Genomic DNA, 15,333 nt, shown 5'->3' with positions numbered 1-15,333 from the left:
CTTTTCCCAAGGAAGCCGTTATGCCGGACGCGACGTCCCTCAGCCCTGGATTCATGGTGGTTCACGGCAACCGCCTGGACGAACTGCGCAGCCTGGTGGTCAGTTGGATGCGCCGTTACCCACTGGCGCCTTTGGAAAACGAAATCGCCCTGGTACAAAGTAACGGCATCGCCCAGTGGCTGAAGCTGGCCTTGGCTGAAGATCCGCAAGAAGATGATATGGGCGGCTGTGGCATTGCCGCAGCCATCGACGTACAACTGCCTGGCAGCTTTATGTGGCAGCTCTATCGCATGGTCCTGGGCCGCGACGAAATCCCGCCCAAGTCCCTGCTTGATAAAGCCCCGCTGACCTGGCGCCTCATGCGTCTGTTACCCGAGCTGATCGACCAACCGCACTTCGAACCTCTGCAACGCTTCCTGACGCAAGACACCGACCTGCGCAAACGCTACCAACTCGCCGAGCGCCTGGCTGACCTCTTCGACCAATACCAGGTCTACCGTGCCGACTGGCTGGAGGATTGGGCCGCAGGCCGGCATCAACTGCGCAATGGTCGAGGTGAGTCCAAACCGCTCAACCCAGCCAACTGCTGGCAAGCCGAGCTGTGGCGCGCGCTGCTGCTGGATGTGGGTGAAGCAGGCATGGCCGAAAGCCGGGCCGGCGTACATCAGCGTTTCATCGAGCGCATCAACAGCCTTGAACAAGCACCGCCCGGCTTGCCTCCCCGGGTGATCGTCTTCGGCATCTCATCGCTGCCGGCCCAGGCGCTGGAAGCCTTGGCGGGTCTGGCCCGTTTCAGCCAGGTCCTGCTCTGCGTGCATAACCCCTGCCGCCATCATTGGTCGGACATCGTCGCTGACAAGGACTTGCTGCGTAACGAATACAAACGCCAGGCGCGCAAAGCGGGCATGCCCGTCACTATCGACCCACAAACTTTGCATCAGCACGCCCATCCGCTGCTCGCTGCCTGGGGCAAGCAGGGCCGTGATTACATCAGTCTGCTGGACAGCTACGATGATCCCAACAGCTACCGCGCCGCATTTCGCGACGGTCGTATCGACCTGTTCAGCGACAGCGAACCCACCACGCTGCTCAACCAACTCCAGGACGATATCCTTGAACTGCGCCCGTTGAATGAAACCCGTGAACGGTGGCCCGCTGTCGACTTGCAACGCGATACTTCGATCCGTTTCCATATCGCCCACAGCGCCCAGCGCGAAGTAGAAATCCTCCACGACCAATTACTTCATCGCTTCAGCGCCGACCCCACCTTGCGCCCTCGGGATATCATCGTCATGGTCCCCGACGTCGACAGCTACGCACCGCATATTCGCGCGGTCTTCGGCCAGCTCGAACGCCATGACCCACGCTTTATCCCCTTCACCCTCACAGACCAAGGTCAACGTGGCCGCGACCCGCTGTTGATTGCTGTGGAGCACCTGCTCAAACTCCCCGACAGCCGCTTCCCCGTCAGCGAAATCCTCGATCTGCTCGACGTCCCGGCCCTGCGCGAACGCTTCGCCATCAAAGAGCGTGACCTGCCCACCTTGCATCGCTGGATCGAAGGGGCCGGCATCCGCTGGGGCCTGAATGCCGAGCAACGCGCCGGTTTGGGTCTGCCCGCGGAACTGGAGCAGAACAGCTGGCGATTCGGCCTGCGCCGTATGCTGCTGGGCTATGCCGTCGGCACCGGCACGGCCTGCGACGGTATTGAACCTTATGACGAAATCGGTGGCCTCGATGCGGCCTTGATCGGCCCGCTGGTCGGCTTGCTCGACGCCTTGCACGATGCCCATCAAGCGCTATCGGAACCCGCCGCGCCACAGGCCTGGGGCGAGCGTCTACAACGGTTGATGCAGCTGTTTTTCCTGCCCAGCAGCGAGCACGATGACTACCTGCTGGGCCAGCTCGAACAGCTAAGAGAAACCTGGCTGGAAACCTGCGAATCCGTCGGCTTGCAAGACGAGTTACCCCTTACGGTAGTACGTGAGGCATGGCTTGCCGGATTGGATCAGGGGCGCCTGTCCCAGCGCTTCCTGGCGGGAGCGGTCAATTTCTGTACGCTCATGCCCATGCGTGCGATCCCGTTCAAGCTGGTCTGCCTGCTCGGCATGAACGACGGCGATTACCCGCGGGCCCAGCCACCCCTGGATTTTGACCTGATGGGCAGCGATTACCGCCCCGGCGACCGTTCTCGCCGTGAAGACGACCGCTACTTACTGCTCGAAGCGCTGCTGTCAGCCCGTGACCAGCTGTATATCAGCTGGGTAGGCCGCAGCATCCGTGACAACAGTGATCGCCCGGCCTCGGTACTGATCGGCCAACTGCGCGACCACTTGGCCAGCGGCTGGCAGCACGCCAACAATGATCAGCCGCTGCTCGACGCAATGACCCAAGAGCACCCGCTGCAACCCTTCAGCGCACGCTACTTCCACGAAGGCGATTCGCTGTTCAGCTATGCCCGCGAATGGCAATTGCTGCATCAGGCACCGGCGGTCATCACCCAAGAGCAAGGCTTGACCCCTCACCAACAGGAAGAACCCCTGAGCCTTGGCCAGTTACAGGACTTCCTGCGCAATCCGGTCAAACACTTCTTCAGCCAGCGCCTGAAAGTATTCTTCGAAGCCGCTGAAGTGCCCCTGGCTGATGAAGAACCCTTCGTGCTGGACGCATTGCAACGCTACAGCTTAAGCGACAGCCTGCTGAACGCGGCCCTCACCCAACCCGACCAACTCGATCAGGCGCTCAACGCCCAGGCCCTGCGCCTGCAAGGCAGCGGCCTGCTGCCGATGGTCGGTTTCGGTGAATGCCTGCGTAACGAGTTGATCGAGCCGTTGCCGGACCTGGTGCAACGCTATCAACACCTTCTAGCGCTGTGGCCCACCCCGCATACTGGCGCTGAACCGATCAGCTTTGCGTACCAAGGTATCCAGCTGGAAGGTTGGATCAGCGGTCTGCACCGACGCAGTGATGGCGGACTGTTAAGCGTCACCACCATCCCCAACAGTATTGGCTCGATCAAGACACGCAAGTGGCACCGCCTCATCCGCCCTTGGGTCAATCACGTGGTGGCCTGCGCCTGTGGCCTGCCCTTGAGCACCGGCCTGGTAGCCAGTGACGACACCTTGTTGTTGGCCCCACTGGACAAGGCCGGCGCCGAGGACATCCTCGGTAACCTGCTGTTGGCCTGGCACACGGGAATGAGCGCGCCGCTACCGGTCGCGGTGAAAACCGCGTTCGCCTGGCTCGGCCAGACTGACCCCGCCAAGGCCCAAGCGGCAGCGAGCAAAGCCTATGAAGGCGATGGCATCACCACAGACGGCGAACGCCGCGAAACGCCTGCCCTTACGCGGCAATTTCCCGACTACGCGGCCCTGGTCGCCAGTGAAGAGTTCGAAGGCTGGTGCGAAACCCTGTATCGCCCGCTGATCAACGCCCCCTGGCGATCGCTTTCCAGCACGGAGGCTGACGCATGATCGGCAAACCCTTGGCCCTGGCGTTCCCGCTCAAAGGCAGCCAGTTGATTGAAGCCAGTGCCGGCACCGGCAAGACCTTCACCATCTCCGCCTTGTACCTGCGCCTGGTGCTCGGCCACGGCGGTGGTGAGTCCGGTTTCGGCCGCGAACTGCTGCCACCGCAAATCCTCGTGGTGACGTTCACCGACGCCGCCACCAAGGAGCTGCGTGAACGCATCCGCATCCGCCTGGCCGAAGCCGCGCGCTTTTTCCGTGACGAAATCGAGCAGCCTGATGCGCTGATTGCCGACCTGCGTGAGCAATATGAACCGCAGCAATGGCCCGCCTGCGCCAATCGGCTGGACATCGCCGCCCAATGGATGGATGAAGCCGCCGTCTCGACGATCCACAGTTGGTGCCAGCGCATGCTGCGCGAACATGCGTTCGACAGCGGCAGCCTGTTCACCCAGACCCTGGAAACTGACCATAGCGACCTGCTGGGCGAAGTGCTGCGCGACTACTGGCGATTGTTCTGCTACCCAATGCACGACGATGCCCTCAACTGGGTGCGCAACCATTGGGGCGGCCCCGCGGCGCTGATGCCACGGGTGCGTGCGTTGTTCGGCAGCGAGCGGCCCACCGACGAAACCCGCGAGCCAGCCGAACTGATCACCGCCTGCCTGCAAGAACGTCGTGCCGCGCTGGTTGCTCTCAAGGCACCCTGGCAACAATGGGCCGCCGAGCTGCGGGATATCTGCCTGCAAGCCGTGGCCGCCAAGGCGGTCGATGGGCGCAAGATGCAAGCGCGCTACTTCGAGCCCTGGTTCGAAAAGATCAGCGCCTGGGCCGCTGACGAAACCCTGGAACAACTGGACATCGGCACCGGCTTCACCCGCCTGACGCCTGACGGCATGGCCGAAGCGTGGAAAGGCGAGCCGCCGCAGCACCCTGGCATCGAGGCCATGGCCAGCCTCAAAGCCAGCCTCGACGCCTTGCCAACGCCCGACGCGGCGGTGCTGCAACACGCTGCCGGCTGGGTCGGCAAACGCTTCGAGGAAGAGAAACGTCGCCGCGCCGAGATGGGGTTTGACGACATGCTGATCCGCCTCAACGCCGCCCTCCAGGCAGACGGTGGCGAGCGCCTGGCCAGCGTGATCCGCGAGCAATTCCCGGTGGCCCTGATCGATGAATTCCAGGACACCGACCCGGTGCAATACAGCATCTTCGACAGCATCTACCGCATCGAAGAAAACCACCTCGACAGCGGCCTGTTCCTGATCGGCGACCCCAAGCAGGCGATCTACGCCTTTCGCGGCGCCGACATCTACACCTACCTGCGCGCCCGGCAATCTACCACCGGCCGTCATCACACCCTGGGCACCAACTTCCGCTCCAGCCATGCGATGGTCGAGGCGGTGAATCACGTGTTCCAGCGTGCGGAAACCGGTCGTGGTGCGTTCCTGTTCCGTGAGCCCAATGGGGATAACCCGGTGCCGTTTCACCCGGTGCTGTCCCAAGGCCGCAGCGAACACCTGCAGGTCGACGGCCAACCAATGCCGGCCATGAACCTTTGGCACCTGCCCACCGACCAGCCGATTTCCAACGTGGTTTACCGTCAACACCTGGCCGCCGCCTGCGCCACGCAAATCGTTGCGCTGCTCAACGGTGGGCAGCAAGGCACGGCGGGCTTTGTAATAGAGGGTAACCTCAAGGGCGTGTTGCCGTCAGACATCGCCATCCTCGTGCGCGATGGCAAGGAAGCCCAGGCCGTGCGTGCCGAACTGGCCCGCCGTGGCGTGCGCAGTGTGTACCTGTCGGATAAAGACTCGGTGTTTGCCGCCCAGGAAGCCCATGACCTGTTGGCCTGGTTGAAGGCTTGCGCCGAACCCGATGTCGAACGCCCGCTGCGTGCCGCCCTGGCCTGCGTCACCCTGAACCTGTCCCTATCGGAGCTGGAGCGTCTGAATCAGGACGAACTGGCGTGGGAATCACGGGTGATGCAGTTCCGTGGCTACCGTGCCATCTGGCGTACCCAAGGCGTGTTGCCGATGCTGCGTCGCCTGCTCCACGACTTCAAGCTGCCGCAAACCCTCATCGCCCGCAGTGATGGCGAGCGGGTGCTGACCAACCTGTTGCACCTCAGTGAATTGTTGCAACAGGCCGCCTCGGAACTGGATGGCGAGCAGGCGTTGATCCGTCATTTGGCCGAGCATCTGGCGCTGTCGGGACAGGCCGGTGAAGAGCAGATCCTGCGCCTGGAAAGCGACGAGCAACTGGTCAAAGTGGTGACCATCCACAAATCCAAGGGCCTGGAATACGACCTGGTGTTCTTGCCGTTCATCTGTTCGGCCAAGCCTGTGGACGGCAGTCGCTTGCCGCTGCATTACCACGATGGACAGGGCAAGTCCCACGTCAGCCTGCGACCCACGGCCGAGCTGATCGCCCAAGCCGACGATGAGCGCCTGGCCGAAGACCTGCGTTTGTTCTATGTGGCCTTGACCCGCGCCAAACACGCCTGCTGGCTAGGCATCGCCGACCTCAAGCGCGGCAATAACAGCAGCTCGGTCTTGCACCTGTCGGCGTTGGGCTATTTGCTTGGTGCTGGCGCGTCGTTAGGCGAATCAGCGGGTCTGGCGCGCTGGTTGCTGGACTTGCAGCAAGGCTGCGCGGCCATCGGTTATGACCATGTGCCGGACGCCCAAGACATCCTGTTCCACCCGCCGCGCAATCAAGCGACCCTGCTCGCACCATTGCTGCCTGAACGTAAGGCCACGGAAAACTGGTGGATTGCTTCCTACAGTGCCTTGCGCATTGGCGACAGCATGAGCGCCGCCAGTCTTGAAGCACCGGAAAGCCCCCAGGCCCAGAAACTGTTCGATGACGAACGCCTCGACCCCGATGCGCCACGGGAAGTGGCGGCGTCCGGCGGTGATATTCATCGTTTCCCACGCGGTCCTAATCCAGGCACCTTCCTCCACGGCTTGTTGGAGTGGGCCGGTGAAGAGGGTTTCAACGTGACGCCCGAGGCCATCGAAAAAGCCGTGGGCGCACGTTGTAACCGCCGCAACTGGGAAGGCTGGATCGTCACCCTCAGCGGCTGGCTGGGTCATCTGTTGCAAACGCCGTTGCCGCTGTACAACGACCACGTGACCTTAAGCGGCCTTCAGCAGTACCAGATCGAAATGGAGTTCTGGTTCGCCAGTCACACAGTCGATGTGCTGGCCCTCGACAAACTGGTGTGCCTGCACACCCACGGCGGTGTTTCCCGTGTGGCCGCTGAGCCGGTGCTGCTCAACGGCATGTTCAAGGGGTTTATCGACCTGACGTTCGAACACGATGGCCGCTACTACGTGGCGGACTACAAATCCAATTGGCTCGGCCCCGACGATTCGGCCTACACCCAGCAAGCCATGGAGCACTCGATTCTTGAGCATCGGTACGACCTGCAATACGTACTTTACCTGCTGGCCCTGCACCGCCAGCTCAAGGCGCGCCTGCCTGATTATGACTACGACCAGCACGTCGGCGGCGCCCTGTACCTGTTTCTGCGTGGCACCCAGTCGGTGAGCCAGGGGGCGTATTTTACCCGGCCGCCCCGCGAGCTGATCGAAAGTCTGGATCTGCTGTTCCAGGGCAAGCCTATCCCGCCCAAGGTCGAGCCCGTCTGGGAACAAGGAGTGTTGCTATGAGCCTGTCGCCGTTACCGCTAGAGGAGCTGGCACCGCTGAGTCGCGCCACCGACCTGGTGCAGTTGCTTGAGCGTTGGGTCGAGCGTGGCTGGTTGCGGGCCCTGGACAAAGCCTTCGTCGGCTTCCTGCATGAGCTTGACGCCCAGGCCGACCCCTTGGTCTTGTTGGCGGCCGCCTTGACCAGCCATCAACTGGGCCATGGTCACGTCTGCCTTGACCTGTTCGAAACCCTCAAGGCGCCGGACTTCGCCCTGTCATTGCCGCCCGAAGGCGACCTGCACACTGGCGCCATGCTGCTGCCGTCGCAATTGCTGCACGACCTGGACGGTGCCCATTGGTGCCATGCCCTGGCGTGCAGCCCATTGGTAGCGCTGGCGGTCGATGGCAGCGACGCGGCCCAGAGTCGTCCGTTGGTGTTGTCTGGCAAGCGCCTGTACCTGCGCCGCTACTGGACCTACGAGCGACGTATCGACCGCGCCCTGCGCCTGCGCCTTGCGAACGTGGAGCCCGCAGCTGCCGATTTGCCACAACGCCTCAACCGCCTGTTCGACCAACCGGCGCCCGACGGTGTAATTGACTGGCAAAAGCTTGCCTGTGCCCTGGCAACCCGCGGCGCCTTCAGTATCGTCACCGGCGGCCCCGGCACCGGCAAGACCACCACCGTGGTGCGCCTGCTCGCGTTGTTGCAGGCACCCGCTGTGGAGTCCGGCAGCCCGTTGCGTATTCGCCTGGCTGCGCCCACCGGTAAAGCCGCTGCGCGCCTGACCGAATCCATCAGCCAGCAAGTGCTGTCACTGACAGTGCCCGACGACGTGCGGGAAAAAATCCCGACCCAGGTCACCACGGTTCATCGCCTGTTGGGCAGCCGTCCGGGCACCCGCCACTTCCGGCATCACTTGGGTAATCCATTGCCGCTGGACGTGCTGGTGGTGGATGAAGCCTCGATGATTGACCTGGAAATGATGGCCAACCTGCTCGATGCCTTGGCGCCCCATGCGCGTCTGGTATTGCTGGGCGACAAGGACCAGTTGGCGTCGGTGGAGGCCGGTGCGGTACTCGGCGATTTGTGCCGTGACGCCGAAGCCGGCTGGTACAGCCCGCAGACTCGGCAATGGCTGCAAGCGGTCAGCGGCGAAGACCTCAGTGCCAGCGGCCTGCAAGAAGACCTCGACGCCCGTCATCCCCTGGCCCAGCAGGTGGTGATGCTGCGCTATTCGCGTCGTTTCGGCGAAGGCAGCGGCATCGGCCAGCTGGCGCGCTGGGTCAACCAGCAGAATGCCGAAGAGGCACGTCAGTTGCTGGCCGCGCGCCGTCATGACGACCTGTTTTGCCTAAGCCTCAAGGGCGAGCATGACCACGCCCTTGAGCGCTTGGTGCTGGACGGGCAGGGCGACGGCGCCCAGGGTTATCGCTACTACCTGAACCTGCTGCAATCGGCACGTCCACCTCTGGATACGCCGCGCGATGACCCGGCCTGGACCTATTGGGCGCAACAATTGTTGCAAGCCTTTGATGCGTTCCAATTGCTCTGTGCCGTGCGCAAAGGGCCCTGGGGGGTTGAAGGGCTGAACCAGCGCATCACCGCGGCCCTGCGCAAAGTCCGCCTGATCGAAGGCGACGAGCAGTGGTACGAGGGCCGTCCGGTCTTGATGACCCGTAACGACTATGGCTTGGGCCTGATGAACGGGGACATCGGCATCGCGCTGAAACTGCCCGAAAGCGATGGCGGCCCCCACGTGCTACGCGTGGCCTTCCCACGTAACGATGGCCAGGGTGGCGTACGTTTCGTGCTGCCCAGCCGCTTGAATGATGTCGAAACCGTGTATGCGATGACCGTACACAAATCCCAGGGCTCGGAGTTCATCCATACGGCGCTGATCCTGCCGGATGCTTTGAACCCGGTGCTGACCAAAGAATTGATCTATACCGGTATTACCCGCGCCAAGCGCTGGTTCAGCTTGATCGAGCCCCGGGGTGGCGTGTTTGAAGAGGCGGTACGGCGCAAGGTCAAGCGTTTGAGCGGGTTGATGCTGGAGTTGGACGCCGCACCGGAAAAAACTGACTGATAGGTCATGAAATATTTCTGATTCAGATGTCTGATTTTTCTGAAAAAATAGTAGGCCCCGTGCCAGCCGTGCTGCGCGGGGGTTCCCGCCGCTGTGCTATCGTTGCGGCATCACCCTGGAAAATACCTGAGAGAAGTGCTGCATGAACGTGGCTGTCTCGCCCACAGAGCGCAGTTTGAGCTGGAGACGCATGTTGCGGGTGGCGGTTCTGTGCCTGCTCGCGCCGCAGGTATGGGCGCAGACGCCCAGCCTCGCCGAGCAGCGCGCCCAGGCGGTCACCCAGGTCGTGCTGGGTATTCTCAGCTACGCGCGGTGGCCGGTGGAGCCTGCGCAATTGCGGCTGTGCATTGTCGGGCCGACTCAGTACACCGATGACCTGGTCAAAGGCACTACCCAGGCCACCGGTCGTCCGGTGCGGGTGCGGCGCCTGCTGGTCGATCATCCGGATATCGTCAATGCCTGCGACGCCATCTACATCGGCAAAATCACGCCTGACGAACGCAACCGCCTGTTTACTTCGTTGATTGGTCACCCTGTGCTCAGCATCAGCGAAGGGGGCGACCAATGCACGGTGGGCAGCCTGTTCTGCCTGCGGGTCAGCGATGAGCAGGTGTCATTCGAGGTCAATCTGGATTCCGTCGCCCGCAGCGGCGTGCGTATCCATCCCAGTGTGTTGCAGTTGTCTCGCCGTCGAGCGCCTGGCTCATGAGCCGCGATAAAGTGCGGCCGACCCTGCGTTCGGTGATTGCCCGCGGGCATATGATCCTGGCGCTGGTAGCGGTGACCCTGGCCAGTGTTTCCCTGACCCTGCTCGGCGTGCTGGCCCTGCGGGTTTACGCCGAGCACAACCTGCACCTGATCGCCCGCTCCATCAACTACACCGTGGAAGCGGCCGTGGTGTTCAACGATAGCGCGGCGGCCACCGAAGCCCTGAGCCTGATTGCCTCCACCGAAGAAGTGGCCCAGGCAGAAGTATTTGATATCAACGGCAAGCTGCTGGCGCGCTGGGTTCGCCCGGAAACCGGCATGTTGTCACGGGTCGAGCTGCAAATAGCGCACGCCCTGCTCGAACAGCCCATCAGCCAGCCGATTCTGCGCCAGGGGCAAACTGTCGGCAGCATCCACCTGGTCGGCCACGGTGGCAGCCTGTTGCGCTTTTTGCTCAGCGGTCTGGTCGGGATTTTGATCTGCACAGCGCTCAGCGCCTGGGTGGCATTGCACCTGTCGCGGCGTCTATTGAATGGCATCACCGTGCCATTGCAACGCCTGGCCGCCGTCGCCCACGCCGCCCGCAGCGAACGAGACTTCGACCGCCGCGTACCCTCGGCGCAGATCGCCGAGCTCGACAGCCTGGGCAGCGACTTCAATGCCCTGCTCGGTGAGATGGAGGCTTGGCAAAGCCACCTGCAAAGCGAAAACGAAACCCTGGCCCACCAGGCCAGCCACGACAGCCTCACCGGCCTGCCCAACCGCGCGTTCTTCGAAGGCCGGCTGATCCGCGCCTTGCGCAGCGCCGCCAAGGTCAACGAGCGGGTGGCGGTGTTGTTCCTCGACAGCGACCGCTTCAAAGACATCAACGACAGCTTCGGTCATGCCGCTGGCGATGCCGTGCTGGTGGCCGTTGCCGACCGCGTGCGGGCGCAACTGCGCGAGGACGACCTGGTGGCGCGCCTGGGCGGTGATGAATTCGCGGTATTACTGGCGCCCCTGCACAAGGCCGAAGACGCCCATCGCATCGCCGACAAAATCATTGCCAGCATGGACATGCCGATCCCCCTGCCAGGTGATACCCAGGTGTTGACCTCCCTCAGCATCGGTATTGCCATTTATCCCGAGCATGGCGCCACTCCCGGCACCTTGCTCAACGCCGCCGACGCGGCGATGTACCAGGCCAAACGATTGTCCTCGGGCGGCCAGCAAACGGCGGAGTCGGAGCATCCCGTCGTCAACGTTCAACACAGGAGTTGATTCCCTTGTTCGCTAACACACGCATTTTATTTGTTTCTTTACTCGTCGCTTTCCTGGCCCTCAGCGGCTGCCAGACGCCACCCAAAGGCCTGACCCCGGCGCAAGTCGCCGTGCTCAAACAACAAGGCTTCGAGCTGACCGATGAAGGCTGGGCCTTCGGCCTGTCCGGCAAAGTGCTGTTTGGCAGTGACGTCGAAACCCTCAACAAACCCAGCACCGACATCGTCGAACGCATCGGCCAGGCCCTGGTAGGCGCGGGTATCGAGCGTGTGCGTGTCGACGGCCACACCGACGCCTCCGGCAAAGAACCCTACAACGTGGCCCTGTCCCTGCGCCGCGCCAAAAGCGTGGGCAAGGTGCTGACCCGCGTGGGCATGAAAGAAGAAAACATCCAACTGCGCGGCCTGGGCAGCAGCGAGCCGGTGGCGCCGAATACGACCACAGCAGGCCGCACCGAGAATCGCCGGGTGTCAATTGTAGTAATCGCAGACTAAGCGGGTTCTGCTTCCCCCAGCTGAAATGCATTCAATATGTGGGAGCTGGCTTGCCTGCGATGGCGGTTGATCGGTAGATATAGCTTTTGCTGATGCACCGCTATCGCAGGCAAGCCAGCTCCCACATTCAGTCTGCAAACCTGATCTCCCGCGTCTCCCCCATCAACAACCCCTGATTCTGCTCCGTCACTTCCCGGATGTAATCCCACAACAACGTAATCCGCTTCAACTTCCTCAAATCCTCCCGGCAATACATCCAGAACTGTCGCGTAATCGCGATCTGCTCCCCCAGCACCGGCAACAACCGCGGGTCCTGCGCTGCCAGAAAGCACGGCAATATCGCCATCGACCGGCCTTGCTGCGCCGCCACGTACTGCGCGATCACGCTGGTGCTGCGCAAACTCGCGCTGGCGCCGGGCACGACGTTGGCCAGGTACAGCAGCTCCGAGCTGAACGCCAGGTCATCCACGTAGCTGATAAATGGATGCTCGGCCAAGTCCGCAGGTGTGCGAATCGGCGGGTGTTGGTCGAGGTAGTCCTGGGTGGCGTACAGCTGCAGTTTGTAGTCGCACAGTTTGCAGCACACATACGGTCCGTGTTCCGGGCGTTCCAGGGCGATGACGATGTCGGCTTCGCGCTTGGACAGGCTGATGAAGTGGGGCAGGGGCAGGATGTCCACCGAGATCGCGGGATAAGTGTCGACGAAATGGCTCAGTTGCGGGGTGACGAAGAAGCTGCCGAAGCCTTCGGTGCAACCCATGCGCACATGGCCCGACAGTGCCACGCCGGACCCGGACACCTGTTCGCAGGCCATGTGCAGTGTGCTTTCGATGGATTCGGCATAACCCAGCAACCGCTGGCCTTCGCTGGTGAGCACGAAGCCGTTGGTCCGGGATTTTTCGAACAGCAGCGTGCCGAGGGACACTTCCAGTGAACTGATGCGTCGCGACACGGTGGTGTAGTCCACCGCCAGGCGCTTGGCGGCCACGCTGGCCTTGCGGGTGCGCGCCACTTCGAGGAAAAACTTCAGGTCATCCCAGTTCAGGGCGCCCAGGGAGGTGATGTTTTTTTGCATATTGGACCGGCTTTTATGTACGTTCTTATTAGAGATTTGCACATCTATACTCCAAAAACAGTCCGAACGCCTCATTCTTCAAGGCGATTCAACGCCTTGGTTCTCTGCATAACGACAAGATTCTGGAGACCATATGAACGCATCTGCCGATATTTCCGTGCAACAGGTCAAGTTGCTGATCAACGGCGAGTGGGTCGAGTCCAAAACCACCGAGTGGCAAGACATCGTCAACCCGGCCACTCAGCAAGTGCTGGCCAAAGTCCCGTTCGCCACTGCCGATGAAGTCAACGCCGCCATTGACGCTGCCCATCGCGCTTTCCAGACCTGGAAGCTGACACCGATCGGCGCGCGCATGCGCATCATGCTCAAGCTGCAAGCCTTGATCCGCGAACATTCCAAGCGCATTGCTGTAGTCCTCAGCGCCGAGCAGGGCAAGACCATTGCCGATGCCGAGGGCGATATTTTCCGTGGACTGGAAGTGGTCGAACACGCCTGTTCCATCGGCACCCTGCAAATGGGCGAGTTCGCCGAGAACGTGGCCGGCGGCGTGGATACCTACACCCTGCGCCAGCCTATCGGCGTATGCGCCGGCATCACCCCGTTCAACTTCCCGGCGATGATTCCGCTGTGGATGTTCCCGATGGCGATTGCCTGCGGTAACACCTTCGTACTCAAGCCTTCCGAGCAAGACCCGTTGTCGACCATGCTCCTGGTGGAGCTGGCGCTGGAAGCCGGCGTACCGGCGGGCGTGCTCAACGTGGTGCACGGCGGCAAGAGCGTGGTGGATGCACTGTGCACCCACAAAGACATCAAGGCGGTGTCCTTCGTCGGCTCGACGGCCGTCGGCACCCATGTCTATGACCTGGCAGGCAAGCACGGCAAACGCGTCCAATCGATGATGGGCGCCAAGAACCACGCGGTGGTGCTGCCGGATGCCAACCGCGAGCACACCCTCAACGCCCTGGTCGGCGCCGGTTTCGGCGCGGCGGGCCAGCGTTGCATGGCCACCTCGGTGGTGGTGCTGGTGGGTGCGGCCAAGCAGTGGCTGCCAGATCTCAAGGCGTTGGCACAAAAGCTCAAGGTCAATGCAGGCAGCGAAGCCGGCACGGATGTCGGCCCGGTGATTTCCAAGCGCGCCAAGGCACGCATCCTTGAACTGATCGAAAGCGGCGTGAAAGAAGGCGCCAAGCTGGAGCTGGATGGCCGCGATATCAAGGTGCCGGGCTTCGAACAAGGTAACTTTGTCGGCCCGACTCTTTTTTCGGGCGTGACCACCGACATGCGCATCTACACCGAGGAAATCTTCGGCCCGGTGCTGGTGGTGCTGGAAGTCGACACCCTCGATCAAGCCATCGCCCTGGTCAACGCCAACCCGTTCGGCAACGGCACAGGTCTGTTCACCCAGAGCGGTGCGGCGGCGCGTAAATTCCAGAGCGAAATCGATGTGGGCCAGGTCGGCATCAACATCCCCATCCCGGTGCCAGTGCCGTTCTTCAGCTTCACCGGCTCCCGCGGTTCCAAGCTCGGCGACCTGGGCCCTTACGGCAAGCAAGTGGTGCAGTTCTACACTCAGACCAAAACCGTCACCAGCCGCTGGTTCGACGATGACACGGTCAACGATGGCGTCAACACCACCATTAACCTGCGCTGAACCTGGGAGACGATCATGAAGATTGCATTTATCGGCTTGGGCAACATGGGTGCGCCCATGGCCCGCAACCTGATCAAGGCTGGGCACGCGCTTAACCTGTTCGACCTGAACCAGGCGGTACTCAAGGAACTCGCCGAACTGGGCGGCACCATCAGCAGCTCGCCGCGTGATGCGGCCCAGGGCGCCGAACTGGTGATTACCATGCTGCCGGCCGCCGCCCACGTGCGCAGCGTGTGGCTGAATGAAGACGGTGTACTCGCCGGCATCGGCAAAGGCATCCCCGCCGTGGATTGCAGCACCATTGACCCGCAAACCATCCGTGAAGTAGCGGCTGCGGCAGCCAAACAAGGCGTGGACGTGGCCGATGCGCCGGTCTCCGGTGGTACCGGCGGTGCCCAGGCCGGGACGCTGACCTTTATGGTTGGCGCCAACCCGGAACTGTTCGCCACCCTGCAACCGGTGCTGGCGCAGATGGGCCGCAATATCGTGCACTGCGGCGATGTCGGCACTGGGCAAATCGCCAAGATCTGCAACAACCTGCTGCTGGGTATCAGCATGGTCGGCGTCAGTGAAGCCATGGCCCTGGGCGATGCACTTGGCATTGATACACAAGTGCTGGCCGGCATCATCAACAGCTCCACGGGGCGCTGCTGGAGTTCCGATACCTACAATCCTTGGCCAGGCGTGATCGAGACCGCGCCATCATCGCGTGGCTATACCGGTGGTTTTGGTGCCGACCTGATGCTCAAGGATTTAGGCCTGGCCACCGAAGCTGCACGCCAGGTGCACCAGCCGGTGATCCTCGGCGCAGTGGCCCAGCAGCTGTATCAATCGATGAGCCAGCGTGGGGAAGGGGGCAAGGACTTCTCGGCGATCATCAACAGCTATCGCAAGCCCAAATAAAAACCTGTGGCGAGGGAGCAAGCTCCCTCGCCACA

9 protein-coding genes are annotated in these 15,333 nt (G+C 62.2%); 8 read left to right on the top strand and 1 reads right to left on the bottom strand.

What is annotated here, in order from left to right:
* The first annotated feature begins 20 nt into the window (after positions 1-20).
* The 6 genes from recC to GH769_RS20315 all read left to right on the top strand — a co-directional run bounded on the left by recC (position 21) and on the right by GH769_RS20315 (position 11,669).
* Positions 21-3,473, top strand: a complete 3,453-nt coding sequence (gene recC / locus GH769_RS20340) for an exodeoxyribonuclease V subunit gamma (RefSeq protein ID WP_020302528.1) — start codon at positions 21-23, stop codon at positions 3,471-3,473.
* On the top strand, positions 3,470-7,141 hold the full coding sequence (gene recB / locus GH769_RS20335) for an exodeoxyribonuclease V subunit beta (RefSeq protein ID WP_032902504.1): 3,672 nt from the start codon (positions 3,470-3,472) through the stop codon (positions 7,139-7,141). Before recC ends, recB begins: the two co-directional genes overlap by 4 nt.
* A complete protein-coding gene (gene recD, locus GH769_RS20330) occupies positions 7,138-9,207 on the top strand; it encodes an exodeoxyribonuclease V subunit alpha (RefSeq protein ID WP_032902505.1) in 2,070 nt (689 codons plus the stop codon). Before recB ends, recD begins: the two co-directional genes overlap by 4 nt.
* 142 nt (positions 9,208-9,349) lie before the next feature.
* Positions 9,350-9,916, top strand: coding sequence for a YfiR family protein (locus GH769_RS20325; RefSeq protein ID WP_014719921.1), 567 nt, complete (start codon positions 9,350-9,352; stop codon positions 9,914-9,916).
* Positions 9,913-11,175: a diguanylate cyclase domain-containing protein gene (locus GH769_RS20320; RefSeq protein ID WP_020302524.1), complete on the top strand. Its 1,263-nt coding sequence runs from the start codon at positions 9,913-9,915 to the stop codon at positions 11,173-11,175. Before GH769_RS20325 ends, GH769_RS20320 begins: the two co-directional genes overlap by 4 nt.
* A 5-nt stretch (positions 11,176-11,180) precedes the next feature.
* Positions 11,181-11,669 carry an OmpA family protein gene (locus GH769_RS20315; RefSeq protein ID WP_014719919.1) on the top strand — a complete coding sequence of 163 codons (489 nt, stop codon included), beginning with the start codon at positions 11,181-11,183 and terminating at the stop codon, positions 11,667-11,669.
* Positions 11,670-11,796: 127 nt separating this feature from the next.
* Here the strand turns inward: GH769_RS20315 and GH769_RS20310 are convergent, their stop codons facing one another.
* Positions 11,797-12,744, bottom strand: a complete 948-nt coding sequence (locus tag GH769_RS20310; RefSeq protein WP_014719918.1) for a LysR family transcriptional regulator — start codon at positions 12,742-12,744, stop codon at positions 11,797-11,799.
* A gap of 133 nt (positions 12,745-12,877) precedes the next feature.
* Here GH769_RS20310 and GH769_RS20305 point away from each other — a divergent pair, with 133 nt between their 5' ends.
* Positions 12,878-14,395 (top strand): CoA-acylating methylmalonate-semialdehyde dehydrogenase, encoded by a 1,518-nt coding sequence (locus GH769_RS20305; protein WP_014719917.1) that lies wholly within the window; start codon positions 12,878-12,880, stop codon positions 14,393-14,395.
* Between the two features lie 15 nt (positions 14,396-14,410).
* A complete protein-coding gene (gene mmsB, locus GH769_RS20300; RefSeq protein WP_020302522.1) occupies positions 14,411-15,298 on the top strand; it encodes a 3-hydroxyisobutyrate dehydrogenase in 888 nt (295 codons plus the stop codon).
* The last annotated feature ends 35 nt before the right edge of the window (positions 15,299-15,333 follow it).

Origin of the sequence: Pseudomonas sp. CFSAN084952, from assembly GCF_009648855.1 — a bacterium.
Taxonomy (GTDB): Bacteria; Pseudomonadota; Gammaproteobacteria; order Pseudomonadales; family Pseudomonadaceae; genus Aquipseudomonas; species Aquipseudomonas paracarnis.
This window is presented reverse-complemented; position numbering and strand designations above follow the sequence as displayed.